This window comes from Streptomyces lucensis JCM 4490, assembly GCF_014650035.1.
Lineage (GTDB): Bacteria > Actinomycetota > Actinomycetes > Streptomycetales > Streptomycetaceae > Streptomyces > Streptomyces lucensis.
Genome location: NZ_BMUE01000006.1, coordinates 31084 through 57969 on the forward strand (window position 1 = coordinate 31084; position 26886 = coordinate 57969).

Sequence of the window (26886 nt, forward strand, 5' to 3'; positions counted from 1 at the left end):
GCCCCCAGCAATTCCCCCGCCGGGGGCGTGACATGCGTCACTTCGGCACCGGATGGCGCTAGAACAGGCCCTTGTAACCCTGCCAGCCGCTGCCGATCTTCACCCGGGCCCCGAACGACCCCTTGCCGTCACCGGCGTTGCGGTACAGGTTGCCCGCCGTGTCCCGCTCGACCAGGTCGCTCCTGCCGTCGCCGGTGATGTCGCCGACGCCGACGACCGCGTTGTACGAGGCGCCCCACGCGGAGAACACCTTCACGCGGTCCTTCAGCAGGCCGTTGCCCGCCCCGTTGTAGCGGTACAGCGTCCCCGCCTTGTCCCGCGCGAGGACGTCACCGATGCCGTCGCCGTTCAGGTCCCCGGCGCCGACGAGCTTCGTGTAGCCCGTCCACCCGGACCGGATCTTCTTCGCCGCCGCCAGCGTGCCGTCGCTCTTGGCCGCGAAGAGGTACACGTCACCGGTCGACGCCTTGCGGGCCAGCAGATCGGCCCGCCCGTCACCGGTGAGGTCACCCGGCGAGGTCAGCACGTCGTACGCGTTCCAGCCCGTGCCGAGCTTCTTGTACGGCATCGAAGGCTGCGGCGCCAGACCGCACTTGACCTCATAGCCGCGCAGCGAGCCGTCACTCATGCGCACCAGCACGTCGTTGCAGCGGTCCCGGTCGAGGTCGCCGAACGGCACCGCCAGCGCCTTGGTGGACCAGCCGCCGCCGGACTCCTTGCCGGAGAACGTGCCCTTCCCGGTGCCCTGCTGGAAGGTCAGCGTGCCCGAGGAGTTGAGCGTGAGCAGATCGGCGGCGCCGTCCGGCAGCCCGTCGGAGCCCGCGTGGTCGTGGCGCGCCGGGGCGCCGTGCTGCAGCCGGACCGTGCCGCGCACCTCCAAGGGGGCGCCGGTGCCGTCCGCGGGGGTCACGGTCAGGGTCCAGTCGTAGGAACCGTTCGGCAGGAACGCGTCCCCGGGCTTCGCCGGGTCGAGGCCGTGCCAGCCCACGGTCAGCTCGCCGCGGGCCGGCCCGCCGTCGCGGCCGTCCGTGTAGACCTTGCCGGTCGCGCGGTCGCGGACGGTCAGGTCCCACTTCGAGGACGGCTTGGAGAGCAGCACGGTGGCCAGGGTGTCCGGCACCGTGTCGTACTCGTGCCCCTCGACGGACGACGCCGTCCAGGCCGGCGCGAGCAGCCGCAGCGGCTGCTGCGGCACCCCGGACGGCACGAGGTGCACCCGTTCCTCGCCGTCCACGTACGCGGCGTTGCCGCCGGACTCGTCCACCGTCCAGCGGACGTCCCGCTGGGAGACGCCGGTGTCGGGCAGCGCGCCGATCACCCGGCTCGCCGGGGTGCCGTCGGCGAACGCGGTGAGGACGAGTTCGCCGGCCTGCTTGTCGTGCGTGACGACGTAGCCGTCGCCGAGCTTCGCCTCGCCGGCCGGGACGGACACGGATTCGCCCGCCGTACGGTCGAAGACGCCCGCCTTGCCGCCGTCGCAGGTCCAGTAGATCCAGCGGCCCAGTGCCTGCAGTTCCGTGGGCGCACAGCCGGCGCCGGTGTCGAAGGTCCCGGTGGCCTTCTTCGCGCTCAGGTCGTACGCGGTCACGGTGCCGGGGGCCGAGCCCGCGGTCCACAGCAGGTCACCGGAGAGGGCGGCGGCGCCCGGGGCGCGGGTGACGGCCGGGGTGCCGTAGTCGCCGATCTTGTACACGTACTGCTTGTCGGCGCCCGTGAAGAGGAGGTGGCGGCCCGAGACGTCGGTGATGCGCCCGCCTGTGGGAACGGTCCGCTCCCACAGGCCCCCCGTGGCCGGCCCGTTGACGCGGATGCGGTCCTCCGTGTCCGAGACGTGCTCCAGCCAGGCGATGCGGCCGTCGGCCGTGCCGTAGATCTGCGAGCAGGCCACGTCGGTGGCGTGGCAGCTGCCGATCAGCACGTCGGAGGAGAGCTGGGGCGTGAAGTCGGAACGCTCGCCGTACTCGGGCGTGCCGCCGGCGGCGACCGTCCGTACGTAGTCGTCCCGGCGGCCGCGCCGGCCGGCGTCGGTGACGACGAGCCTGCCCTGCTCCAGGGACAGTCCCTGGATCTGCGCGGGCGGCTTGGGCAGAGCCTTCACCTGGGTGACGACCGGCTTGCCGTCGGAACCGGGCTCGATGCGCTGCAGGCCCCAGTCGTCGGCGGTGGTACGGCCCAGGAAGACGGCGCCGCCGCTCGCCACGGAGATGCCGGGGTCGGACACGGCGAGCTTGACCGAGGGGCCGCCGGTGAGGGGCTCGGCCAGCACGGCGGTACCGCTGCTGGGCCGGTGCACCAGCCATTCGCCGACCACGGCGAGGTTCTGCGCGGGGTTCACGCTGTCACCGCCGGAGAGCGCGACCTCGGTCGCGGGTGCCGACAGGTCGGACCGGTCGAACACCAGGACCTTGGACTCGTTGATGTTGAACAGCACGACGTGGCCGCCGGTGACGTACCCGTTGAGGTACACCTTGCCGCGGGCCGGGGTCCAGCCCAGCGCCTCGCCCGTGCTCCGGTCGACCAGCACCGACACGTACTGCTGCCCCTGCACGGCGCTGAACAGCAGCCCGGAGGCGTCACCGCCCAGGGGCTTGAGCAGCTTCACCCCGTCGGGCAGCCCCGTGACCGGCACGTCGCGGGTGGTGCCGCCCGGCTCCGGGAACAGCAGGTGCATCTCCTTGCCGGCCGTGCCGTCCTCGCCGGTCACATTGCGGTACCCCACCGCGAGGTCGTCGTACGCCGTGTACAGCGCCTGGCCGGCGGGGACCTGGATCGTGCGGGTGGTGCCGTCGGCCGCGTTCCACAGGCCGACCCGGCCGCCCTCGTAGCGGTACGCGAGGACGTCGGCGCCGGTGCCCCAGGTGCCGAGGACGCCCTCGGGCTGCGTCACGGGCACGGACCGCCCGTCCGCGTACCGCGTCCAGACCAGTCCGGAGTGGCCCTCCAGCCGGTGGAAGACGCCCTGGGCCCCGGCGCCGTCGTGACCGCCGTACGTCGACGCGCTGAACAGCGAGGCCGACGTGTACGTGTCGCGCGGCGTGGCCGGCACCACCGTCTCCTGGGGCGCGCCCACCGCCGTGGCGGACGGCGCCAGCGGGCCGAGTCCGGCGGTCAGCGCGGCCGACGCGACGACGGCCAGGGCGGCGCGTCCCGTCCGGGTCGGGCGTCTGAGGGCGTAGCGAGCCAAAGCGGGTCCTCCCCGAGGATCGGTGGAGGGGACGTGCGCCGCTCGCGATCTCCCCGCCCGGCCTGTCATGTCCCCCACGGAAGTCGCCCGATAGTACATGCGTGTCGCGGCTTCCCGACCGGCCCGTCGGGCAGCCGCCGGTCAGGTACGCGGAAGGGCCCGCACGACCGAAGTCGTACGGGCCCTCCATCGCCTCACTCGGCGTCAGCCGTTGCGCTTCCAGCGCGGCTTGTCGTCGCGGCGGCCGAAGGAGCCGGTGCCGCGGTGGTCGTCACGACGGCCGTAGGGGCGCTCGTGGCCACCGGAGCGGAAGCCCGGGCGGTCGTCGCGGCGATCACGGTTGAACGGACGGTCGCTGCCCCGGTGCCCGCCGCGCTCGTCCCGGCGGAAACCGCCACGGTCGTCGCGGCGCTCGAAGGAACGGCCACCGCGGTCGTCACGGCGGTCGGCCCCGCGGTCGCGGTCGAACGGACGGCGCTCGTCACGGCGCTCGAAGGAACGCCCGCCACGGTCACCCCGGTCGTCACGGCGCTCGAACGAACGGCCACCGCGGTCGTCACGGCGGTCGGCCCCGCGGTCGCGGTCGAACGGACGGCGCTCGTCACGGCGCTCGAAGGAACGCCCGCCACGGTCACCCCGGTCGTCCCGGCGCTCGAAACCACGGTCACGGTCACGGTCGAACGGACGGCGGTCGTCACGGCGCTCGAAGGAACGGCCGCCACGGTCACCCCGGTCGTCCCGGCGCTCGAAACCACGGTCACCGCGGTCGTCCCGGCGGTCGTAACCGCGCCGCTCCTTGCGCTCGTAGGGCGCCGAGGCCGCCGGACGCTCCTCGCGCTCGGCCTCGCGCTGCGCCGGCTGCTCGGCGACGGCCGCCTCGCCCACGGCCTCCGCCGCGGCCGCCTGGGCCTGGGCCACCGCCTCCTCCGGGTCCTCACCGCGCTCGCGGGCGACCCGGGCGACCAGCCGGTCGGCCTCCTCGCGCAGCTCGGCCGCGCGACGCTGGGCACGCTCCAGCTGCTTGGTGAGCTGGGCGACGTCCCGCTCGGCCTGCTGGGCGGCGTTGCCCGCCGACTCGGCCTGGACCTCGGTCATGGAACGGGCGCCGGTGATCTCGGCGACCTCCGGGTCGAAGGCGGCACCGCCCTGGATGATGTGACGCGCGGCATCGACGCCCGCGTCCTCCATGAGGCGGAAGATCTGACGCCGCTGGTGCGGCAGGGACAGCGACACGACCGTGCCGGTGCGGCCCGCACGGGCGGTGCGGCCGGCCCGGTGCAGGTAGTCCTTGTGGTCGCCCGCCGGGTCCACGTTCAGTACCAGGTCGATGCCGTCCACGTGGATGCCGCGCGCGGCCACGTCCGTCGCGACCAGGACGTTGACGTAACCGTCCTTGAAGTCGGCCAGCGTGCGGGTGCGGGCGCCCTGGGTCATGCCGCCGTGCAGCGCGTCGGCCTTCACACCGGACTCGCGCAGCTGCTCGGCGACGCGGTCGGCGCCCAGCTGGGTGCGGACGAAGATGATCGTGCGGCCCTTGCGGGAGGCGATCGCGGCCGTGACCGGCGCCTTGTCCTTGGGCTTCACGATGAGGATGTGGTGCGACATGGTCGTCACCGCGCCCTGCGCCGCGTCCACCTCGTGGGAGACCGGGCTGTTCAGGTAGCGGTCCACGAGGGTCTGGATCTCGTTCTCCATCGTCGCGGAGAACAGCATCCGCTGGCCGCCCGCCGGAACCTGGTCGAGCAGCTCCGTGACCTCGGGCAGGAAGCCCAGGTCGGACATCTGGTCGGCCTCGTCGAGAACGGTGATGCGCACGTCGTCCAGGGAGCAGGCTCCGCGGTTGATGATGTCGCGCAGACGGCCCGGGGTGGCGACGAGGATGTCGACGCCACGCTCCAGGGCGTAGATCTGGTTGCCCATCGAGGTGCCGCCGCAGACGACCTTCATCTTCAGGCCGAGGACGTCACCGTACGGCTGGAGGGCGTCGGCGACCTGCATGGCCAGCTCGCGGGTCGGGGTGAGGATGACGGCACGGGGCCGCTTCTTCTCCGTGCGCCCGCCGGCCAGCGTGGCCAGGGTGGGCAGGCCGAAGGAGAGGGTCTTGCCGGAGCCGGTGCGGCCACGGCCGAGGACGTCCTTGCCGGTCAGGGCGTCCGGGATGGTCGCAGCCTGGATCGGGAAGGGGGTGGTGACGCCGTTCTGTGCGAGCTTGCGCACGATGCCCTCGGGAAGACCGAGGTCGGCGAAGGTGGTCTGGGGGGTGTCAGCGGCCTCGGGGGCCTCGGTGACCTCGGTCGTCACGTCGACGAGTTCCTGGTCGAGCTCGTTCTCGAACTCGTTCTCGGACACGACGATCTGGTCAGTACTGGACACGGACATGCGAATGCGAAACCTTCCGGAGTCTCGTCGGCACGCGCCCGTCAACTCCGTGATTCGCTCACGACCGCCTCAATGCGGTCCGCCACGGCAAGGGAGAGTACGCGCCACACGGCGCGCTCTGTGGTGGCGCCGGGCAAATGGGATCAAACGATCTACCACCATACGCACCCACCACCCCCAAAGGCAAACCGGCCGCATGCCCGGAGACCGGCATCACACCCCCGCAAGATCAGACCGGCACCCCCGCCGCGGGCGCCGGCTCGCGCTGGACCAGCTGCGGCCCCGTCTCCTCGTGCGCCGACGAGGACGGCTCCGCCGACGGCGGCTCCGACGCGGGCGGAGGGGTGGTGGAAGCCGGCGGCTCGGGCGGAACGGAGGTGGGCAGCGGCGTCGTCTCCTGCCCGGTCGACGCCGGCCCCCCGGGCTTCACGGTCCTGCCCGGCTTGGCGGGAACCGAGGAAGCACTGCCCTTCTTCCCGGACGGCGTGGCCGACGCGGACGCCGACCCGCCCCGCTTCGCCTTGCCGCCGTGACCATGTCTGCCGTCGGCCGCCGGACCGCCGCCGTACCCGAACCCGCCTCCGCCCCCGCCGCCCAGCGGGCCGCCGTCCGGAACACCACCGCCGTGCTGACCCGCCGAGCGGGAGGGCCTGGCCCGCCCCGCGTCGTCACCCACGTTCACACAGCCGGCGGCCGCGGCGACGGCCAGCACCGTGACAGCCAGACGGACGGGTACGTACAAGGGGCGCACGGCGGCCACCTCCGGGACAAGGAAAGGAGTCAACCTTCCCAACTCCCTTCGCCCGCAAGAGGACACGCGCCCCGTTCGAACCGCCGCTCAGCCGTAACCGAGGGCATGCAGCCGGGCGTCGTCGATGCCGAAGTGGTGAGCGATCTCATGCACCACGGTCACCTCCGCCTCCGCCACGACGTCCTCGCGCGTCTCGCACATCCGCAGCGTCGGCCCCCGGTAGACGGTGATCCGGTCCGGCAGGACACCTGCGTACCACTCACCCCGCTCGGTCAACGGGGTCCCCTCGTACAGGCCGAGCAGCTCTGGATCATCGGCGGGCGGTTCGTCCTCGACGAACACCGCGACGTTGTCCATGAGCCGCGTCAGCTCCGGCGGGATCCGGTCGAGCGCCTCGGCGACCAGCTCCTCGAACTCCTCGCGCGTCATCTCCAGCACACGGTCATTGTCGGGTACGACGGGCCTCAGCGCGGGGCCCCTGCGCACGCGGCCGCCGGCGGCCGCGCGGAGAACGGGACCGCCGCATATCCACACCCGGCCCCGGGCATACGGGACCAATGGCCCGCGCCCCCCTCGCAGCCCTGAACCACATGCTGGACCGGACCGTGCAGCGCAGACACCGCACGCGCACCCGCACCCGCGCAACACCGCGGGCCACACCGGAACTCGCCGCCCGCCCGCGCCCCTGGCTCCACGCCCTCGGACTCACCCTGGTCGTCCTCGCCGGAGCCTGGCTGGGCCTGCTGATCGTCGGCAACGTCCGCGCCCCGGTCGGCCCCATGAACACCACGATGGCGCTGCGCCCCTCCCTCACCGGCGGCACCAAAATCAACATCTCCCCCCTGGGCGCCCTGTCCCTCGACAGCCATGTCGCCCCCGTCCGCCTCGACGTGAACGTCGACCAACTGGACCCGCTGCGCTCCCAGGCCCTGGTCGACCACCCCGAGCGGATCTCCGGGCTCCAGGACGAGGTCGCCCACGACGTCGAGCACGGCACGCTCGACCTGGCCCTGCGCTCCTGCGTCGCCGTGGTCTCCGGCGCCACCGCCCTCGGCCTCGCCGTCTACCGCCGCCCGCGTCCGGCCCTCGCGGCCGGCGGCCTCGCCCTCGCCCTCCTCGCGGCCTCCGGAGCGTCCGCCTACGCCACCTGGAACCCGAAGTCGGTCCTGGAACCCAGGTTCTCCGGACTGCTCAGCTCGGCACCGTCCGTGGTCGGCAACGCGCGCAGCATCGTCACCGAGTTCGACGTCTACCAGCAGGAGCTGGCCCGCCTGGTGACGAACGTGACCAAGCTCTACGACGTCACGTCCACGCTCCCCGCCTACCAGCCCGACCCCTCCACCATCCGCGTCCTGCACGTGTCGGACATCCACCTGAACCCCGCGAGCTGGAAGATCATCGCCTCGCTGGTGAAGCAGTACAGGGTCGACGTGATCGTCGACTCGGGCGACACGATGGACCACGGCACGGCAGCCGAGAACGGCTTCCTCGACCCGATCGAGGACCTGGGCGCGCCGTACGTCTGGGTGCGGGGCAACCACGACTCCAAGAACACCCAGCACTACCTGGAGCGCATGAAGAACGTGCACGTCCTGGACGACGGACGGGCGCAGACGGTCGCGGGCCTGCGCTTCGCCGGGACGGGCGACCCGCAGTTCACCCCCGACCGCTCGGCGGTGCCCGGCGGCAACGCGTCGGAGGAACTGGCCGGCGACCGCCTGGCCAGCGCACTGCGCGATCAGCGCGACGCCGGCACGCCGGTGGACGTGGCGGTCGCCCACGAACCCTCGGCCGCCCGCGAGACCGACGGCGAGGTGCCGCTGGTGCTCTGCGGCCACCTGCACCACCAGGACACCGAGACGCTGAAGTACGGGACCCGGCTGCGCATGGAGGGCTCGACCGGCGGCAGCGGGCTGCGCGCGGTGGAGCGCCAGTACCCCGCCCCGATCGAGGCGTCGATCCTCTACTTCGACCGCGACAACCGGCGCCTGCAGGCCTGGGACGCGATCAAGCTGGGGGGCCTGGGCCTGACAACGGCCGAGGTCAGCCGTCACCTGGCCGACGAGAACCATCCCGAGACGTCCCCGGCCCCGACTGCCTCCACCACCCCGCCGGGGACGCCGTCCCACCGCTCGCCGTAAACCGTTTTGGCGATAGTCCTCGCCATCCCATATGCTTCTCACGTCCCCGACGCGCTGAGAAGCGCCCAGGCGGGCCGATAGCCCTCATCGTCTAGCGGCCTAGGACGCCGCCCTTTCAAGGCGGTAGCACGGGTTCGAATCCCGTTGGGGGCACGCAAGATCGTGTGCGACACTGTTGCACACAGAGCTTGGTCCTGTGGAGCAGTTTGGAGTGCTCGCCACCCTGTCAAGGTGGAGGCCGCGGGTTCAAATCCCGTCAGGACCGCTGAGGTTTCACGTGAAACCTCGTGGCTGGGTAGCTCAGTTGGTACGAGCGATCGCCTGAAAAGCGATAGGTCGCCGGTTCGACCCCGGCCCCAGCCACAAGAGCCCTCATCAGGGCAGGAGCCCCTCTCCGGCGTCAACGGAGAGGGGCTCTTTCGTGTCGCCTGCATCCACCGGCACGCCGACGGCCACGGCAAGGCCTCGGGCCAGCCGCGGACCGCGCTGTCCGGCATTGCCGTGACGCACGGTGAGGCACTAGGTTGATCAGGTGACTGCCGGGTCGGCCATGGGCCATTCAAGAGTGAGGCACCCGGCCTCGGCGTGAGCACGAGGCGGGCAAGAGGCCCGCCGTTTCTCCGTGTCTTCCCTTCCAGCGCCCACGCACGGCGCTCCCCGTCGGATCCAAGACCCGGAGACACGTCCACACATGTCACATGACCAGCAGCACCAGCAGGAATCCGCACTGCCGGCCACCGTCCAGCTGAACCACACCGCCGTCTACGCCACGGACCGGCAGCTGTCGGCCGAGTTCATCGCCGTCATCCTGGGCCTGGAGGTCGGGGCCCCCTTCGGGCCGTTCCTGCCCGTCGACCTGGGCAACGGCGTGACGCTCGACTTCTACGAGAAGCGCGACGCGGCGATCCAGTCGCAGCACTACGCGTTCCTCGTGCCCGACGAGCAGTTCGACACCATGATCACCCGCCTGGAGACGGTCGGGGTCACCTACTACGCCGACCCCGCCCACACCGAGCCCGGCCGGATCAACCGCCTGTTCGGCGGGCGCGGCGCCTACTTCGACGACCCGGACGGCCACAACATGGAGATCATGACGCGGCCGTACGCACGGCCGTAGCAGGCCGCCGGACAGCAGCCGGTCCCCCGCTGCCTCCGGCCGGTGGCACGGAGGGCCGGGCGGCGTTACGTTCTGGTTGCTGGAGCAGTTCTCGGAGGGCGGGGGAGACATGGGGCAGGACGTGGGCAGGGCTGGGCCGGACACTCAGCTGGAGAAGGACCGGGCGCGCTACGGGCTGCTCGCGGTCGTCGTCAGCAATCTGGCGATCGCCGCGGTCGCGATCGTCGGTGTGTGGCGGCTCGACGGCGACAAGGCGGTGGTCGTCGGCGTCCTCACCGCCGCGTTCACCGCGGTCAGCAGCATGACGACCGCCTATCTGGGCATCAAGGCCATCTCCAACACCGCCAGGTCGATCGCCCTCGGCGACGGCGCGGCCCGCAGGCAGTCCGACACCGCGTCGGCCCCGCCCGCTTCCTAGTGCTGTGGCCGGCCACAGCACTAGCCGGTGAACCGCGGGCGGCCGGCGTCAATTCGTTCGCGTGTTTTTCGCGGGGGGTGAGATCCTGGACCGCGTATGTCTACGCATCCCGCCCCCGCCTTCGGCACCCTCGCCCCCCGCCTGACCGAGCTGTCGCTGCGCGACGCGCACCGGATCGGCCGGCGGCTCGAGGGCGCGCGCAAGATCCGTAAGCCCGAGGCCCGTGCCGCCGTCCTCGCCGAGATCGACGGCGAGATCGACAAGGCCTCGGCACGCATGGACGAGCGGCGCTCCCGTGTGCCCGTCGTCGGCTATCCCGAGCAGTTGCCGGTCAGCCAGAAGAAGGACGAGATCGCGGCCGCCATCCGCGATCACCAAGTCGTCATCGTCGCCGGTGAGACCGGTTCCGGCAAGACCACGCAGATCCCGAAGATCTGCCTGGAGCTGGGCCGCGGGGTGCGCGGGATGATCGGGCACACCCAGCCCCGCCGGATCGCCGCCCGCACGGTCGCCGAGCGGGTCGCGGAGGAGCTGCGGACCCCGCTCGGCGAGGCCGTCGGCTGGAAGGTCCGCTTCACCGACCAGGTGAACCCGGACGCGACCTTCATCAAGCTGATGACGGACGGCATCCTGCTCGCCGAGATCCAGACCGACCGCGAGCTGCGCGCCTACGACACGATCATCATCGACGAGGCGCACGAGCGGTCCCTGAACATCGACTTCCTGCTGGGGTACCTGGCCCAGCTGCTGCCGAAGCGCCCGGACCTGAAGGTCGTCATCACGTCGGCGACCATCGACCCCGAGCGCTTCTCCCGGCATTTCGGCGACGCCCCGATCGTCGAGGTCAGCGGGCGGACGTACCCGGTCGAGGTGCGCTACCGGCCCTTGCTGGAGGAGGACGCCGAGGACGCCGACCGGGACCAGATCACGGCCATCACCGACGCCGTCGAGGAGCTGATGGGCGAGGGGCAGGGCGACATCCTCGTCTTCCTCTCCGGTGAGCGGGAGATCCGGGACACGGCGGACGCCCTGGAGAAGAAGAAGTACCGGTTCACGGAGGTGCTGCCGCTCTACGCGCGGCTCTCGCACGCCGAGCAGCACCGCGTCTTCCAGCCGCACACCGGGCGCCGGATCGTGCTCGCGACCAACGTGGCCGAGACCTCCCTGACCGTCCCCGGCATCAAGTACGTCATCGACCCCGGCTTCGCCCGCATCAGCCGCTACAGCCACCGCACCAAGGTGCAGCGGCTGCCGATCGAGCCGGTCTCGCAGGCCAGCGCCAACCAGCGCAAGGGCCGCTGTGGCCGTACGTCGGACGGCATCTGCATCCGGCTGTACAGCGAGGAGGACTTCCTCGGCCGTCCGGAGTTCACGGACGCGGAGATCCTGCGCACGAACCTGGCCTCCGTCATCCTGCAGATGACCGCGGCCGGCCTCGGCGACATCGAGAAGTTCCCCTTCATCGATCCGCCGGACCACCGCAACATCCGCGACGGCGTGCAACTGCTGCAGGAGCTGGGGGCACTGGACCCGGCCGAGAAGGACCCGCGCAAGCGGCTCACGCAGACCGGCCGCAAACTGGCCCAGCTGCCCGTCGACCCGCGTCTGGCCCGCATGGTGCTGCAGGCGGACACGAACGGGTGCGTCCGCGAGGTCATGGTCATCGCGGCCGCGCTGTCCATCCAGGACCCGCGTGAGCGCCCGGCGGAGAAGCAGGCGCAGGCCGACCAGCAGCACGCCCGCTTCAAGGACGAGACCAGCGACTTCCTGGCCTATCTGAACCTGTGGCGGTACATCCGCGAGCAGCAGAAGGAGCGGGGTTCGTCGTCCTTCCGGCGGATGTGCAAGCAGGAGTACCTGAACTTCCTTCGCATCCGCGAATGGCAGGACATCTACACCCAACTGCGGACGGTCGCCAAGCAGATGGGGATCCACCTCAACGAGGAGGACGCCCCCGCCGACCGCGTCCACGTCTCCCTCCTCGCCGGCCTCCTCTCCCACATCGGGATGAAGGATGTGAAGGACGGCAACAAGAACGAGTACCTGGGCGCCCGCAACGCCAAGTTCGCGGTCTTCCCGGGTTCGGCGCTGTTCCGCAAGCAGCCGAGGTTCGTGATGTCGGCCGAGCTGGTGGAGACCAGCCGGCTGTGGGCGCGGGTCAACGCGAAGATCGAGCCGGAGTGGGTCGAACCGCTCGCGGAGCACCTGCTCAAGCGGACGTACAGCGAACCGCGCTGGGAGAAGGACCAGGCCGCGGTGATGGCGTACGAGAAGGTCACGCTGTACGGCGTGCCGATCGTCGCGCAGCGGAAGGTGAACTTCGGCCGCATCGATCCCGAGGTCAGCCGTGAGCTGTTCATCCGCAACGCGCTGGTGGAGGGCGACTGGCGCACGCACCACAAGTTCTTCGCGGACAACCGCAGGCTCCTCAGCGAGGTCGAGGAGCTGGAACACCGGGCCCGGCGCCGGGACATCGTGGTCGACGACGAGACGCTGTTCGACTTCTACGACCAGCGGGTGCCCGAGCACGTCGTGTCCGGTGCCCATTTCGACTCCTGGTGGAAGCGCAAGCGGCACGAGCAGCCCGATTTCCTGGACTTCGAGCGGGAGATGCTCATCCGGGAGTCGGCGGAGGCGGTCACCAAGGCCGACTACCCGGACTCCTGGCGGCAGGGGAACCTGAAGTTCAGGGTCACGTACCAGTTCGAGCCGGGCGCGGACGCGGACGGCGTGACGGTGCACATCCCGCTCCAGGTCCTCAACCAGGTCACGGACGAGGGCTTCGACTGGCAGATCCCGGGCCTGCGCGAGGAGGTGGTCACGGAGCTGATCCGCAGCCTGCCCAAGCCGATCCGCCGCAACTACGTGCCCGCGCCGAACTACGCCAGGACGTTCCTGCAGAGGGCGGTCCCGTCGGCCCCCGGCAGCGCGACGGCACCGCAGGAACCGCTCACCGGGGCCATGGCCCGTGAGCTGAAGCGCATGGTCGGCGTTCCCTTCGAGGCGGACGACTTCGACTGGGCGAAGGTCCCGGAACATCTGAGGATCACCTTCAGGATCGTGGACGAGCGGCGCCGCAAGCTGGCGGAGGACAAGGACCTCGAGGCGCTGAAGCTGCGTCTGAAGCCGAAGGCGCGCAAGGCCCTCTCCCAGGCGGCGGCCGCCACGGCGTCGCGGGAGGGCGGTGAGTCCCTGGAGCGCGAGGGGCTGACCGACTGGACGATCGGCACGCTCACCCGGGTCTTCGAGACCCGCCGGGGCGGCCAGCCGGTGAAGGCGTACCCGGCGCTGGTGGACGACGGCGACACGGTCTCGGTGCGGCTCTTCGACACGGAGGCGGAGCAGGCCGAGGCGATGTGGAAGGGCACGCGCCGCCTCATCCTGCGCAACATCCCGGTGAATCCGGCGAAGTTCGCGAGCGACCGCCTCACGAACGCCCAGAAGCTGGCGCTGTCCGCCAACCCCCACGGCTCCGTCCAGGCGCTCTTCGACGACTGCGCGATGGCCGCGGCGGACAAGCTGATCGGGGACTTCGGCGGGCCGGTGTGGGACGAGGAGTCGTACCGGAAGCTGTTCGACAAGGTGCGGGCGGAGATCGTGGACACAACGGTCCGTGCGGTGGGCCAGACGCAGCAGGTGCTGGCCGCCTGGCAGGCCTGTGAGCGCCGCCTGAAGGCCGTGGGCAGCCCGGCGCTGCTGGCAAACCTGACGGACGTGCGCAAGCAGCTGGACGCCCTGGTGAGGCCCGGTTTCGTGACCTGGGCGGGCATGGGGCGGCTGCCCGACCTCATGCGCTACCTGGTGGCGGCGGACCGGCGCCTGCAGCAGATGCCGACGGGCGTCCAGCGGGACACCACGCGCATGGAGAAGGTGCACGAGATGCAGGACGAGTACGCCTGGTTGCTGGAGCAGCTCCCCAAGGGCCGTCCGGTGCCGCGGCAGGTCCTGGACATCCGCTGGATGATCGAGGAGCTGAGGGTCAGCTATTTCGCCCACGCGCTGGGCACGGCGTACCCCGTCTCGGACAAGCGGATCGTGAAGGCGATCGACGCCGCGGCTCCGTAGCCGTTCGCGTACAGGGGGTGAGTTCGACCAGGCGGCCCACCTCCTGTACAGTCTCTTTTCGCAGCGCAGAACGGCAAGCGAAGCGCCGCGAAACCTGGTCCTGTGGAGCAGTTTGGAGTGCTCGCCACCCTGTCAAGGTGGAGGCCGCGGGTTCAAATCCCGTCAGGACCGCAATGAGAGGCCCGCATCCGGCAACGGACGCGGGCCTCAGTCATGCACGGCACACAGCGCGCACCAACCCGTCGAGGAAGAGGCCGCGCCCGCGGCGGAGCCGCGATCGGGCACAGCAAATCCCGTCAGGACCGCAACGAGAGGCCCGCATCCGGCAACGGACGCGGGCCTCAGTCATGCACGGCACACAGCGCGCACCAACCCGTCGAGGCGGAGACCGCGCCCGCGGCGGAGCCGCGATCGGGCACAGCAAATCCCGTCAGGACCGCAACGAGAGGCCCGCATCCGGCAACGGACGCGGGCCTCAGTCATGCACGGCACACAGCGCGCACCAACCCGTCGAGGAAGAGGCCCGCATCCGGCGACGGACGCGGGCCTCCGTCGTGCGCGGACGCGGCGAGTGCCATCACGGCCGCATGCGGAGAGGCCCTCGGTCCGGGCCCTTCGCCGTTGCCGGTGTCCGGCGGCGCCGCCCGCTCCCTTGACGGCGTCACATTCGGTCGGTACCCAGAGAGCATGGCCCGTTCCTCCTGTGGGGCCTCTGGAGGTGGCGTATGGCGGCATCGGCCAGGCACGAGACGCGGGCGCTGCTGAGGGCGCATCTGTCGGCCGCGTCGTCCTACGGGCACCTCACCCGTCGCTGCGCCGTCTGCCGCCATCTGCAGCGGCTGGCGATGGACGGCGGCCCGGGCCCCCAGCAGGCGGAGGCGGAGGCGGACGACGGGCAGGCCGGGGACGAGCACCCCCGCAGCGCGTGATCAGTCCCACTAGCGCACCACGGCCGCCGGCGACAAGCCGGCTCGCCTGTGACGGGAGTCACCGCATGAGTTTTTGAAAGAGCGGTACTTACCCCCGCCCTACAACTGGTCAATTTTATATGTGCAATTGCACCTCGTTCAGAGGTCTCGCACAGCGCTTCCGACACCCCTCCCCAGACTCCGACAAGGCCGCTCACAGAGCACCGACCGGCCGCTGTCCGCGCACAAAAAAGATCGCACCGGACCCGGCGGAGTCCGGCGCGACCTACGACGCACCCTGTGCTGCTTGCCTACGACGTTCTCTTCGGCTCGGGAGAGGGGCCTGTTGGGGCAGGACCCGCGTCGGTCACAGCTGTGGTTCCGGGCTCGGCGGCCAGTTGGGGGACCGACCGTTTCGCCCGGTATTCAGTTGTTCAGGCCTCGCTGCGCTGCTGCGGGATGCCCGCGAGCAGAGCGCGCACCTCGGCCTCGCGGTAGCGGCGGTGCCCGCCGAGCGTGCGGATGGACGTGAGCTTGCCGGCCTTCGCCCACCGCGTGACCGTCTTGGGGTCGACGCGGAACATGGTGGCGACCTCAGCCGGGGTCAGCAGCGGCTCGGCATCAGGGGTGCGAGCGGTCATGAGCGGCCTCCTCGGGAGAACCGAACCTTCTCGGTTCTTTCCTCTAAATTCTGCACCTTGACCCGCGTTGCCCGAAATGGCGGACGCGAGTCGAGTCGGTTATAGGACGAACGGCTTGTCCTCGGCACTACAACTACACCATCTGTCCAGCCGCGTCGGCCAAACCGATGGAATTGCCCTCCCAGGTGTTCATCAGCGACGGAAGCCGATGGACCATGCCATAGCGGACAGTCACGCCACTGTGACGATCAGTCACAGGACAATCAGGAGCCACCAGACCCCCCAAAGCGTGCAATGCTGAGAATCCACCCACAATGGAGCATAGTTGGGCGGACGGAGCCCTCCCCGGACTCCTTGTCCTATTTTGGCATGAGGGGCGGCAAGAGGCGCAAGGGCCGTGTAAGTGCCGTCCATCACCCTTGAGACAAAAGTCCAGATCGGGGCCAACATCCCGTCAAAGGGTCAAGTGCCGTAGACCGTACGTCGTTCGACGCCGTTCGAGCCGTGATGTACGTCACTCAGTTGGCGGATCGTCGGTCACGTACCGCCCGCCACCGCTCCACGAGGCGCCCGTACGCCTCCGCGGCCGCCGCCCCGTCACCCGTGCGCAGCGCCTCGATCCCCTCGGCTACGTCCGCCGCCGAGCGGTCGCCTTCCAACTCGCCGGCCGGCAGCACGTGCACGAGGCCGCCGTAGTCCAGTTCCACCAGCGAGCGCGGGTGGAACTCCTCCAGCCAGCGGCCGACGTCCACCAGCCCGTCGATCAGCGGGCCCTCCTCGACGGCGTCCTTCAGCGTGCGCAGCGCCCGCGCCACCCTGCGCCGGGCCTGCACCATCGGCGTGCGGTAGCGCAGCGCCGGGGGCTCCTCGGCGGTGCCCTTGCCGTAGTGGCGCTCCTCGTCGGAGACCAGTACGAACCAGTTCAGCGGCACCTGCCACGTCGCCGTGCGGATCCAGGGCCGGGCGTCGGGATTGCCGGCGAGCCAGCGCTCGTAGTCCTTCTCGGCCTGCCGGCGCACGACCGGCGGCAGCGCCGCGTCCAGCACCGGCGGCGGCAGCTCCTCGGCGAGTCCGCCCAGGGCCTGCCAGCCGCGCAGCCGGGTACGCCAGGGGCACACGCAGGTCACCCCCTCGACCTCCAGCACGAAGGCGTCACCGCTCTCGTGCACCGGCACCGCGATCGGCGGAGTGGGCAGCAAGTCGGCCAGGGAACGGCGCAGTTCGTCCTGACAGGAGGGGCGGTCGGGCCGCCGGGCGTAGCGCTCCCAGTGACCGCGCTCCGGCTCCGGGAAGGCGCCCAGCGGCTCGTACACGCGCAGATACACGGCGTAGGGGACGACCACGGAGGACACCTTGGGCACGCCTGCTCCCTCCCCATAGGACCGGGCTCGAAACCACTGCAAATCGTGCCACGGCCATGCGTGCGCGAAGGGCACGCAAGAGTGATCCTTAACACTGCACGGATGGTGGTCGTGCCGAGGCTCTACTCTCATGCCACGGCACCCCGCCATCCGTACGGGGTCCACCCCACTCGCCGCTATTTACACAGGAGTCACCACAGTGACCGAGGTAACCGGCGCACCTGCTGATGTCCTGCACGCCCTGTTCCAGTCGGACCAGGGCGGCCACGAGCAGGTCGTGCTCTGCCAGGACCGCGCGACCGGCCTGAAGGCCGTGATCGCCCTCCACTCCACCGCCCTGGGCCCGGCCCTCGGCGGAACCCGCTTCTACCCGTACGCGACCGAGGCCGAGGCCGTCGCCGACGCCCTGAACCTCGCGCGCGGGATGTCGTACAAGAACGCCATGGCCGGGCTCGACCACGGCGGCGGCAAGGCCGTGATCATCGGCGACCCGGAGCGCGACAAGACCGAGGAACTGCTGCTCGCCTACGGGCGCATGGTCGCCTCGCTCGGCGGGCGCTACGTCACCGCGTGCGACGTCGGCACGTACGTCGCCGACATGGACGTGGTGGCCCGCGAGTGCCGCTGGACGACCGGCCGCTCCCCCGAGAACGGCGGCGCCGGCGACTCCTCGGTGCTGACCGCGTTCGGCGTCTACCAGGGCATGCGCGCCTCCGCCCAGCACGTGTGGGGCGACCCCTCGCTGCGCGGCCGCAAGGTCGGCGTGGCGGGCGTCGGCAAGGTCGGCCACCACCTGGTGAAGCACCTGCGCGACGAGGGCGCCGAGGTCGTCGTCACGGACGTGCGCGCGGACGCCGTCCAGCGGATCGTCGAGCAGTACCCGCAGGGTGTGACGGCCGTCGCCGACACCGAGGCGCTCATCCGGGTGGAGGGGCTCGACATCTTCGCCCCCTGCGCGCTCGGCGGGGCCCTGAACGACGAGTCCGTCCCGGTGCTGACCGCCAAGGTGGTGTGCGGCGCGGCCAACAACCAGCTCGCCCACCCGGGTGTGGAGAAGGACCTCGCCGACCGCGGGATCCTGTACGCGCCGGACTACGTGGTGAACGCGGGCGGGGTCATCCAGGTGGCGGACGAGCTGCACGGGTTCGACTTCGACCGGTGCAAGGCGAAGGCGGCGAAGATCTTCGACACCACGCTGGCCATATTCGCACGTGCGAAGGAAGACGGTATTCCGCCGGCCGCCGCGGCCGACCGGATCGCCGAGCAGCGGATGGCCGAGGCGCGCGCGGCGCGCTGAGCCGGGCCGTGCCGGCACCCCGGCCGGGTGCCCCCTCGCACGGGTGAGCGGTACCCGCCGACGGGAACTTAGAGAGAACTCTCACTTCCGTCGGCGGGTCGTACCCCGATAAGTGGTTAAAATCGCCACTGACCAGCGAGGACGGGGCGCCTCGAGGGTCCTGTGCACACGCGCGTGCTGCGGGCGACGTACCGTATGGGCGCGGGCTCAGGTACCGTGGAAGCCCTACGGACCGGCCTCTCCACGGAGGGCCCGTTCCGATCATGAACGCGTGTCAGACTCTGGGGCCGTCGAGCCCCGTCACCGAGGGGGTCGAGCCATGGGGCGCGGCCGGGCCAAGGCCAAGCAGACGAAGGTCGCCCGCCAGCTGAAGTACAACAGCGGTGGGACTGACCTGTCACGTCTGGCCAGTGAACTGGGCGCATCGACTTCGAGCCAGCCGCCGAACGGCGAGCCGTTCGAGGACGATGAGGACGACGAGGACGACCTGTACTCGCGCTACGCCGACCTCTATGAGGACGACGGGGGCGAGGACGACGGTCCTTCACAACATCGTCGCGGCGCTTGACCTTGCACTGAAGCATTTGTCCGGTCGGTGGCACAGCCACCGACCGGCTTCTGTGCTGTCCGGCGGTCAGACGGCGTAGTCCCCGACCAGCTCGGCGCCGCTCTCCTTGTCGCCGCGGCCGGTGATCTCGCCCGCGACCCACGCGTCGACCCCGCGGTCGGCCAGAGTGGTGAGGGCCACGTCCGCGGACTCCTCGGGGACGATCGCGATCATGCCGACGCCCATGTTGAGGGTCTTCTCCAGCTCCAGGCGCTCGACGCCGCCGGTCCTGCCGACCAGGTCGAAGATCGCGCCGGGGGTCCAGGTGGAGCGGTCGACCACGGCGTGCAGCCCGTCGGGGATGACCCGGGCCAGGTTGGCCGCGAGTCCGCCGCCGGTGACGTGGCTGTAGGCGTGCACCTCGGCGGTGCGGGTCAGCGCCAGGCAGTCCAGCGAGTAGATCTTGGTGGGCTCCAGCAGCTCCTCGCCGAGGGTGCGGCCCAGCTCCGCGATCTCCGTCTCCAGGGCCAGGCCCGCCCGGTCCAGCAGGACGTGGCGGACCAGGGAGTACCCGTTGGAGTGAAGACCGGAGGACGCCATGGCGATGACCGCGTCGCCCTCGCGGATGCGGTCGGCGCCCAGCAGCCGGTCGGCCTCCACGACGCCCGTACCGGCGCCGGCGACGTCGAAGTCGTCCTCGCCGAGCAGCCCGGGGTGCTCGGCCGTCTCACCGCCCACCAGGGCGCATCCGGCCAGCACGCAGCCCTCCGCGATGCCCTTCACGATGGCCGCGACGCGCTCGGGGTGGACCTTGCCGACGCAGATGTAGTCCGTCATGAACAGCGGCTCGGCGCCGCACACCACGATGTCGTCCATCACCATGGCGACGAGGTCGTGGCCGATGGTGTCGTAGACGCCCATGCGGCGCGCGACGTCGACCTTCGTGCCGACGCCGTCGGTGGCGGAGGCGAGGAGGGGACGCTCGTAGCGCTTGAGGGCGGAGGCGTCGAAGAGCCCGGCGAAACCGCCGATGCCGCCCAGCACCTCGGGGCGCCGGGTCTTCTTCACCCACTCCTTCATGAGCTCTACGGCGCGGTCGCCCGCCTCGATGTCGACGCCCGCCGCTGCGTAGCTGGCACCAGTTGTCTCAGACATGACTGTGAGAGCTTTCGTGTCGTACTGCAGGGGTGTTACGGGCGACGGATCGCGTCCGTGGCGGCCGTTGCGGCCGGGCCCGCGGCCAGCTCGGTCTCCAGCAGCTGCTTGCCGAGCAGCTCGGGGTCCGGCAGCTCCATCGGGTACTCGCCGTCGAAGCAGGCGCGGCACAGGTTCGGCTTGGCGATCGTGGTCGCATCGATCATGCCGTCGATGGAGATGTAGGCCAGGGAGTCGGCGCCGAGCGAGGTGCCGATCTCCTCGATGGTCATCCCGTTGGCGATCAGCTCCGCGCGCGTGGCGAAGTCGATGCCGAAGAAGCAGGGCCACTTCACGGGCGGCGAGGAGATCCGGATGTGGACCTCGGCCGCGCCGGCCTCGCGGAGCATGCGCACGAGGGCCCGCTGGGTGTTGCCACGCACGATCGAGTCGTCGACGACGACCAGGCGCTTGCCCTTGATGACTTCCTTCAGCGGGTTCAGCTTCAGGCGGATGCCCAGCTGGCGGATGGTCTGCGAGGGCTGGATGAAGGTGCGGCCCACGTAGGCGTTCTTCACCAGGCCGGCGCCGAAGGGGATGCCGGAGGCCTCCGCGTAGCCGATGGCGGCCGGGGTGCCCGACTCCGGGGTCGCTATGACCAGGTCGGCCTCGACCGGGGCCTCCTTGGCCAGGCGGCGGCCCATCTCCACGCGGGAGAGGTACACGTTCCGGCCGGCGATGTCGGTGTCCGGGCGGGCCAGGTACACGTACTCGAAGACGCAGCCCTTGGGCTTCGCTTCTGCGAATCGGGAGGTGCGCAGGCCGTTCTCGTCGATGGCGACGAACTCGCCCGGCTCGATCTCCCGCACGAAGCTCGCGCCGCAGATGTCCAGGGCGGCGGACTCGGAGGCGACCACCCAGCCGCGCTCAAGACGGCCGAGGACCAGCGGGCGGATGCCCTGCGGGTCACGGCCGGCGTAGAGGGTGTGCTCGTCCATGAAGACGAGCGAGAAGGCGCCCTTGACCTGCGGGAGCACCGCGTGGGCGGCCTCCTCGATGGTCAGCGGCTTGCCGTCCTCGTCGACCTGGGCGGCCAGCAGGGCCGTCAGCAGGTCGGTGTCGTTGGTGGCCGCGACCCGGGTGGAGCGGCCGTTGGTGTCCTTGGGCAGGTCGGCGACCATCTCGGCGAGCTGCGCCGTGTTGACCAGGTTGCCGTTGTGGCCGAGCGCGATCGATCCGTGCGCGGTGGCACGGAACGTCGGCTGGGCGTTCTCCCACACGGACGCGCCGGTGGTCGAGTAGCGGGCGTGTCCGACCGCGATATGACCCTGGAGGGAACCGAGCGAAGTCTCGTCGAAGACCTGGGAGACCAGGCCCATGTCCTTGAAGACGAGGATCTGGGAGCCGTTGCTGACCGCGATTCCCGCGGATTCCTGACCCCGGTGCTGGAGGGCGTAGAGCCCGAAGTACGTGAGCTTTGCGACCTCTTCACCCGGAGCCCAGACACCGAAGACGCCGCAAGCGTCCTGGGGGCCCTTCTCGCCGGGAAGCAGATCGTGATTGAGTCGACCGTCACCACGTGGCACGCCATCGAGTGTAGGCGAGGTCGACCACTGGTCCGAATTGGGGATGCTCGCCGGGGGCGGGCCGCAGTTGGCGATCACCTTGGGCGATTCTGCGTTTCCGCAGTTCAGGGACATTCTCGTGGCACCGGCCCGGGAGCTCGGACGCGTCGTGCGGACCGGTTGCGCACCTCCTGGCCCCATGCGTGAGTGAGGTGTCGCACATCAATCGGGTGCGCGGCGGCTGAGGTGGACACGGTCGCCGTCGCCGTCGGTGAGCGTCAGCCCGGCGCCGTCGGCCTTGGCGACGAGCGTGCCGGTGGTCAGCGTGCGGGCCAGCGCGCGCTCGAAGTCCATCCGCTCCCGGCCGCAGGCCATCCGCGTCGTCCGCAGGTCCCCGAAGGTGATCCGGTCGCCGTGCACGGTGACCCTGGCGCTGAACTGGTTGCAGCCGAGGTTGCCGCCCGCCTTGCCGTCCTCGTCGATGCGCAGGCGGGCGGGGGCGGGTGCCTGGCGGGTCGTACCTCCGACGGTGATGCCGTCGACCCGCCAGTCGATCCCGGTCACCGGTCGCGGGCCGCTCATCGCACCACTGTCCGCCTTCCCGTTCCCACAGGCCACCGCGAACGGGACGACCGCGGCGGCCACCGTCAGGGTCATGCGCTGCTTGTACCGGTTCATACGGGTTCGACGGGCCGTCGGTGCGACCGGTTCCGCCGTTCGCGCCGGCTACGACATCAGCGGCAGCAGGTTCCCGAGGTCCGCCCGCTCCCCGCTGGCGCTCACCTTCGCCTCTTCCAGGGCGTCCGGCCAGGCCAGGCGGCCGGTGGCGAGCCGGATCCAGGTCAGCGGGTCGGTCTCCACCACGTTGGGCGGGGTGCCGCGGGTGTGGCGGGGCCCCTCGACGCACTGCACGACGGCGTAGGGCGGCACGCGCACCTCGGTGGAGCCGCCGGGCGCCTTCACCGCGAGGGCGTCGGCGAGCAGCCGGGTGGCGGCGGCCAGCGCCTGGCGGTCGTACGGCACGTCGAGTCCGTCGACGGCGGCGTTGAGGTCGTCGGTGTGGACGACGAGCTCGACGGTGCGGGTGACGAGGTAGTCGTCCAGCGGCAGGGCGCCCGCGGTGGTCTCCAGCAGCCGGCTGCCGGGGTGCTCGTCGAGCAGGGCGCGCAGGCCCCGGTCGACGTCGGTCAGGTAGGCGTCGAGGTCGGGGTGCTCGATGGCGAGCTTGCGGGTGAACTCGGCGATCGCCGCGGAGCCGGCGGAGGTGGCGAAGGGCCACTCGGCCACCGTGACGTCCTGCCGGGGCGGGGCCGGGCGGTCCAGGGCCCGGTGGACGGCGGTGACCGCCATGCCGATGTGCGCGACCAGCTCCCGTACGGTCCAGTCGCCGAGCCGGGTGGGCAGCGCGAGTTGCCCGGGGGTGAGGCCGCGGACGGCCTCGCTGACGTGGGTGAACTGGGCGAGGACCGCGGCGCGGGTCCTGGCCGGGTCGTAGCTGCGGGCACGCTTCTTGGCCGGTGGCATGCCGGTGAGCCTATGCAGGCCCGCACCCGCACGGCGAGCGAATACGGGCGACGTTCCGGCCGGCGCCGGCGCACACCCCGCGGCCACGGCCCGGGCAGCGGGCACCCGGCCTCCCCGCACCGGCCGACAGCCACAGCCCCGGACACCGGCACCCAGCCACCGACACCCACGGACCACGGCGCGCCTCACCACCGGTCCGGGCCGGGAGTGCGCCAGGCCGCACGAGCGCGTCACGAGGATCCGGCCCTGCGGCAGCACACCCCCGGCGACGCCTAAACCCGCGCACACAGCGCTGAACCACCGCCGACAGCCGCGGGCACCCGGTCGCACCGGAAGGACCCGCGATTCCACGCCTTCACGTCGCCATCCGCCCAGGACCGCGATCCGCAGGCCTGCGCGGGCGGCCGACCGGCCGTCATGGGGGGGACACGCGCCGTGAGCGGCAAGCTGTCACGGACGCCCCTCCGCGCGCCGAAGGCCCTGCCCGCCCAACGGGCAGGGCCTTCGGCGGGGTGGGGCCGCTACGCGAGCAGCGCCGGGATCGTGCCCTCGTGCACCTCGCGCAGGTCGGCCAGGGTGAGGGCGAACTCGCCCTGGACCTCCACGGAGTCGCCGTCCACGACACCGATGCGGGTGGCCGGAAGGCCGCGCGCGCCGCACATGTCGTTGAAGCGGACCTCCTCCGAGCGCGGCACGGCGACGATCGCGCGGCCGGCCGACTCGGAGAACAGGAAGGTGAAGGCGTCCAGGCCGTCCGGGACGACCAGCCGCGCGCCCTTGCCGCCGAGCAGCGCGGACTCCACGACCGCCTGGACCAGGCCGCCGTCGGACAGGTCGTGCGCCGAGTCGATCATGCCGTCGCGGGAGGCGGAGATCAGGATCTCTGCCAGCAGCCGCTCGCGCTCCAGGTCGACCTTCGGGGGCAGGCCGCCGAGGTGGTCGTGCACGACCTGGGACCAGGCCGAGCCGCCGAACTCCTCGCGCGTGTCGCCGAGGAGGTAGAGCAGCTGGCCCTCCTCCTGGAAGGCGACCGGCGTGCGGCGGGCGACGTCGTCGATGACGCCCAGGACCGCGACCACCGGGGTCGGGTGGATGGCCGCCTCGCCCGTCTGGTTGTAGAGCGAGACGTTGCCGCCGGTCACCGGCGTGCCCAGCTGCTGGCAGCCGTCCGCCAGACCGCGCACGGCCTCCGCGAACTGCCACATCACCGCCGGGTCCTCCGGCGAGCCGAAGTTGAGGCAGTCGGAGACGGCGAGCGGCTTGGCGCCGGTGGTCGCCACGTTCCGGTAGGCCTCGGCCAGGGCCAGCTGGGCGCCGGTGTACGGGTCCAGCTTGGCGTAGCGGCCGTTGCCGTCGGTCGCGATCGCGACGCCGAGGCCGGTCTTCTCGTCCACGCGGATCATGCCGGAGTCCTCCGGCTGGGCGAGGACGGTGTTGCCCTGCACGAAGTGGTCGTACTGGGACGTGATCCACTTCTTGGAGGCCTGGTTCGGGGAGCCGACCAGCTTCAGGACCTGGTCCTTCAGCTCCTCGCCGGACGTGGGCCGCGGCAGCTTGTTCGCGTCGTCGGCCTGCAGGGCGTCCTGCCACTCGGGGCGGGCGTAGGGACGCTCGTACGTCGGGCCCTCGTGGGCGACCGTGCGCGGGTCGACGTCCACGATCTTCTCGCCGTGCCAGAAGATCTCCAGCCGGTCGCCGTCGGTCACCTCACCGACGACGGTGGCGATGACGTCCCACTTCTCGCAGATCTCCAGGAAGCGGTCGACCTTGTCCGGCTCCACGACCGCGCACATGCGCTCCTGCGACTCGCTCATGAGGATCTCCTCAGGAGACAGGGTCGAGTCGCGCAGCGGGACGTCGTCCAGGGTGACGCGCATGCCGCCGGAGCCGTTGGAGGCCAGCTCGGAGGTGGCGCAGGACAGGCCGGCCGCGCCGAGGTCCTGGATGCCGACGACCAGCTTCTCCTTGAACGCCTCCAGGGTGCACTCGATGAGCAGCTTCTCCTGGAAGGGGTCGCCGACCTGGACGGCCGGGCGCTTGCTGGGCTTGGCGTCGTCGAAGGTCTCGGAGGCGAGGATGGACGCGCCGCCGATGCCGTCGCCGCCTGTCCGGGCGCCGTAGAGGATGACCTTGTTGCCCGCGCCGGAGGCCTTGGCGAGGTGGATGTCCTCGTGCCGCATCACGCCGATGGCGCCGGCGTTGACCAGCGGGTTGCCCTGGTAGCAGGCGTCGAAGACGACCTCGCCGCCGATGTTGGGCAGGCCCAGGCAGTTGCCGTAGCCGCCGATGCCGGCGACGACGCCGGGCAGGACGCGCTTGGTGTCGGGGTGGTCGGCGGCGCCGAAGCGCAGCGGGTCGACCACGGCCACCGGCCGCGCGCCCATCGCGATGATGTCGCGGACGATGCCGCCGACACCCGTGGCCGCGCCCTGGTAGGGCTCGACGTACGACGGGTGGTTGTGCGACTCGACCTTGAAGGTGACCGCGTAGCCCTGGCCGACGTCCACCACGCCGGCGTTCTCGCCGATGCCGACGAGCATGGCGTCGCTCTGCGGGGCCTTCTCGCCGAACTGGCGCAGGTGGACCTTGGAGGACTTGTACGAGCAGTGCTCGGACCACATGACCGAGTACATGGCGAGTTCGGCGCCGGTGGGGCGGCGGCCGAGAATCTCCACCACCCGCTCGTACTCGTCCTTCTTCAGGCCCAGTTCGGCCCAGGGCAGCTCGACGTCGGGGGTCGCGGCCGCGTGTTCGACCGTGTCCAGAGGCGTCCGGCTCATGCGTTGACCAGCTTCTTGAGGATCGAGGTGAAGAAGGGCAGGCCGTCGGTACGGCCCGTACCGATCAGCGGCTCGACGGCGTGCTCCGGATGCGGCATGAGGCCGACGACGTTCCCAGCCTCGTTGGTGATGCCGGCGATGTCGTTGAGCGAGCCGTTGGGGTTGAAGTCGAGGTACCGGAACGCCACCCGGCCCTCCGCCTCCAGCTTGTCCAGCGTGTACTGGTCGGCGACGTACCGGCCGTCCATGTTCTTCAGCGGAATGTGGATCTCCTGACCCGCGCGGTAGTCGCCGGTCCAGGAGGTCTCCGCGTTCTCCACCCGCAGCTTCTGGTCGCGGCAGATGAAGTGGAGGTGGTCGTTGCCGAGCATCGCGCCCGGGAGGAGGTGGGCCTCGGTGAGGATCTGGAAGCCGTTGCAGATGCCGAGGACCGGCAGTCCGGCCTTCGCCTGCTCGATGAGGGAGTCCATCACGGGCGAGAAACGGGCGATGGCGCCGGCCCGCAGATAGTCGCCGTAGGAGAAGCCGCCGCACAGGACCACGGCGTCGACCTGCTTGAGGTCCTTGTCCTTGTGCCACAGGGCGACGGGTTCGGCGCCCGCGATACGGATCGCACGCTGCGTGTCCCGGTCGTCGAGGCTGCCCGGGAAAGTGACGACGCCAATACGAGCGGTCACTTGGCCGCCTCCGCGACTTCCGCCGGGTCCTCCACCTTGACGACGAAGTCCTCGATCACGGTGTTGGCGAGGAAGGATTCCGCAAGATCGTGGATGCGGGCGAGTGCGGCCTCGTCGACCGGCCCGTCAACTTCCAGTTCGAAACGCTTTCCCTGACGTACGTCCGAGATCCCCTCGAAACCCAGGCGCGGCAGCGCACGCTGGACCGCCTGGCCCTGGGGGTCGAGGATCTCCGGCTTGAGCATGACGTCGACTACGACGCGTGCCACTGGCACTCCCGGTGTGTGGTGCTGAGCAGGTTCCTTCAGACTACCCGCACAAAATTTCTACGCGAGTAGAGTTGTAGGAAACTACGTGAGGCGCATCACGATCGGGTGTCGAAGCCGTGCACCCGTGA

20 protein-coding genes and 4 tRNA genes are annotated in these 26886 nt (G+C 70.9%); 12 read left to right on the plus strand and 12 right to left on the minus strand.

What is annotated here, in order from left to right:
- Positions 1 to 58 precede the first annotated feature (58 nt).
- Both IE177_RS15300 and IE177_RS15305 read right to left on the minus strand, forming a co-directional pair.
- Positions 59 to 3184 (minus strand): FG-GAP repeat domain-containing protein, encoded by a 3126-nt coding sequence (locus IE177_RS15300; RefSeq protein ID WP_229816046.1) that lies wholly within the window; start codon positions 3182 to 3184, stop codon positions 59 to 61.
- A gap of 204 nt (positions 3185 to 3388) precedes the next feature.
- Positions 3389 to 5563, minus strand: coding sequence for a DEAD/DEAH box helicase (locus IE177_RS15305; RefSeq protein WP_190015888.1), 2175 nt, complete (start codon positions 5561 to 5563; stop codon positions 3389 to 3391).
- A 137-nt stretch (positions 5564 to 5700) separates the two neighbouring features.
- Here IE177_RS15305 and IE177_RS35580 point away from each other — a divergent pair, with 137 nt between their 5' ends.
- Positions 5701 to 6096: a hypothetical protein gene (locus IE177_RS35580; protein WP_190015889.1), complete on the plus strand. Its 396-nt coding sequence runs from the start codon at positions 5701 to 5703 to the stop codon at positions 6094 to 6096.
- 305 nt (positions 6097 to 6401) lie between these two features.
- Here IE177_RS35580 and IE177_RS15315 read toward each other — a convergent pair whose 3' ends face one another.
- Positions 6402 to 6752: a metallopeptidase family protein gene (locus IE177_RS15315; protein WP_190015890.1), complete on the minus strand. Its 351-nt coding sequence runs from the start codon at positions 6750 to 6752 to the stop codon at positions 6402 to 6404.
- A 119-nt stretch (positions 6753 to 6871) separates the two neighbouring features.
- On the opposite strand from IE177_RS15315, the gene IE177_RS15320 reads away from it, so the two are divergent.
- The 9 genes from IE177_RS15320 to IE177_RS15360 all read left to right on the plus strand — a co-directional run bounded on the left by IE177_RS15320 (position 6872) and on the right by IE177_RS15360 (position 14984).
- Positions 6872 to 8455, plus strand: a complete 1584-nt coding sequence (locus tag IE177_RS15320) for a metallophosphoesterase family protein (protein ID WP_190015891.1) — start codon at positions 6872 to 6874, stop codon at positions 8453 to 8455.
- Between the two features lie 80 nt (positions 8456 to 8535).
- Positions 8536 to 8608: transfer RNA gene (locus IE177_RS15325), tRNA-Glu, on the plus strand.
- A gap of 37 nt (positions 8609 to 8645) precedes the next feature.
- Positions 8646 to 8720, plus strand: a tRNA-Asp gene (locus IE177_RS15330).
- 24 nt (positions 8721 to 8744) lie between these two features.
- Positions 8745 to 8818: transfer RNA gene (locus IE177_RS15335), tRNA-Phe, on the plus strand.
- A gap of 328 nt (positions 8819 to 9146) precedes the next feature.
- Positions 9147 to 9572: a VOC family protein gene (locus IE177_RS15340; protein WP_190015892.1), complete on the plus strand. Its 426-nt coding sequence runs from the start codon at positions 9147 to 9149 to the stop codon at positions 9570 to 9572.
- 109 nt (positions 9573 to 9681) lie between these two features.
- Complete coding sequence (locus tag IE177_RS15345; protein ID WP_190015893.1) at positions 9682 to 9990, plus strand: hypothetical protein; 309 nt, start codon at positions 9682 to 9684, stop codon at positions 9988 to 9990.
- A gap of 96 nt (positions 9991 to 10086) precedes the next feature.
- Entirely contained in the window at positions 10087 to 14055 is a 3969-nt protein-coding gene (gene hrpA / locus IE177_RS15350; RefSeq protein WP_190015894.1) for an ATP-dependent RNA helicase HrpA, read from the plus strand.
- A gap of 96 nt (positions 14056 to 14151) precedes the next feature.
- Positions 14152 to 14226: transfer RNA gene (locus IE177_RS15355), tRNA-Asp, on the plus strand.
- A gap of 554 nt (positions 14227 to 14780) precedes the next feature.
- Positions 14781 to 14984, plus strand: coding sequence for a DUF6274 family protein (locus tag IE177_RS15360; RefSeq protein ID WP_190015895.1), 204 nt, complete (start codon positions 14781 to 14783; stop codon positions 14982 to 14984).
- 413 nt (positions 14985 to 15397) lie between these two features.
- Here IE177_RS15360 and bldC read toward each other — a convergent pair whose 3' ends face one another.
- The gene (gene bldC / locus IE177_RS15365; protein ID WP_003949541.1) at positions 15398 to 15604 is read right to left on the minus strand and encodes a developmental transcriptional regulator BldC; all 207 of its coding nucleotides are present in this window, start codon (positions 15602 to 15604) and stop codon (positions 15398 to 15400) included.
- 518 nt (positions 15605 to 16122) lie between these two features.
- Positions 16123 to 16965, minus strand: coding sequence for a DUF8083 family protein (locus IE177_RS15370; RefSeq protein WP_190015896.1), 843 nt, complete (start codon positions 16963 to 16965; stop codon positions 16123 to 16125).
- Between the two features lie 199 nt (positions 16966 to 17164).
- Here IE177_RS15370 and IE177_RS15375 point away from each other — a divergent pair, with 199 nt between their 5' ends.
- Both IE177_RS15375 and IE177_RS15380 read left to right on the plus strand, forming a co-directional pair.
- Complete coding sequence (locus IE177_RS15375) at positions 17165 to 18262, plus strand: Leu/Phe/Val dehydrogenase (protein WP_190015897.1); 1098 nt, start codon at positions 17165 to 17167, stop codon at positions 18260 to 18262.
- Positions 18263 to 18581: 319 nt separating this feature from the next.
- On the plus strand, positions 18582 to 18830 hold the full coding sequence (locus IE177_RS15380) for a DUF3073 domain-containing protein (RefSeq protein WP_190015898.1): 249 nt from the start codon (positions 18582 to 18584) through the stop codon (positions 18828 to 18830).
- Between the two features lie 66 nt (positions 18831 to 18896).
- Here the strand turns inward: IE177_RS15380 and purM are convergent, their stop codons facing one another.
- From purM to purS, 7 genes are all read right to left on the minus strand, one after another.
- Positions 18897 to 19964: a phosphoribosylformylglycinamidine cyclo-ligase gene (purM, locus tag IE177_RS15385; RefSeq protein WP_190015899.1), complete on the minus strand. Its 1068-nt coding sequence runs from the start codon at positions 19962 to 19964 to the stop codon at positions 18897 to 18899.
- A 35-nt stretch (positions 19965 to 19999) separates the two neighbouring features.
- Positions 20000 to 21529 (minus strand): amidophosphoribosyltransferase, encoded by a 1530-nt coding sequence (gene purF / locus IE177_RS15390; protein WP_190015900.1) that lies wholly within the window; start codon positions 21527 to 21529, stop codon positions 20000 to 20002.
- A gap of 201 nt (positions 21530 to 21730) precedes the next feature.
- Positions 21731 to 22165: an META domain-containing protein gene (locus IE177_RS15395; protein ID WP_229816047.1), complete on the minus strand. Its 435-nt coding sequence runs from the start codon at positions 22163 to 22165 to the stop codon at positions 21731 to 21733.
- Positions 22166 to 22234: 69 nt separating this feature from the next.
- On the minus strand, positions 22235 to 23032 hold the full coding sequence (locus tag IE177_RS15400) for a maleylpyruvate isomerase family mycothiol-dependent enzyme (protein WP_190015902.1): 798 nt from the start codon (positions 23030 to 23032) through the stop codon (positions 22235 to 22237).
- Between the two features lie 521 nt (positions 23033 to 23553).
- Entirely contained in the window at positions 23554 to 25812 is a 2259-nt protein-coding gene (purL, locus tag IE177_RS15405) for a phosphoribosylformylglycinamidine synthase subunit PurL (protein WP_190015903.1), read from the minus strand.
- Positions 25809 to 26489 carry a phosphoribosylformylglycinamidine synthase subunit PurQ gene (purQ, locus tag IE177_RS15410; protein WP_190015904.1) on the minus strand — a complete coding sequence of 227 codons (681 nt, stop codon included), beginning with the start codon at positions 26487 to 26489 and terminating at the stop codon, positions 25809 to 25811. The genes purL and purQ overlap by 4 nt, the downstream gene beginning before the upstream one ends.
- On the minus strand, positions 26486 to 26758 hold the full coding sequence (gene purS / locus IE177_RS15415; protein ID WP_190015905.1) for a phosphoribosylformylglycinamidine synthase subunit PurS: 273 nt from the start codon (positions 26756 to 26758) through the stop codon (positions 26486 to 26488). The genes purQ and purS overlap by 4 nt, the downstream gene beginning before the upstream one ends.
- Positions 26759 to 26886 lie beyond the last annotated feature (128 nt).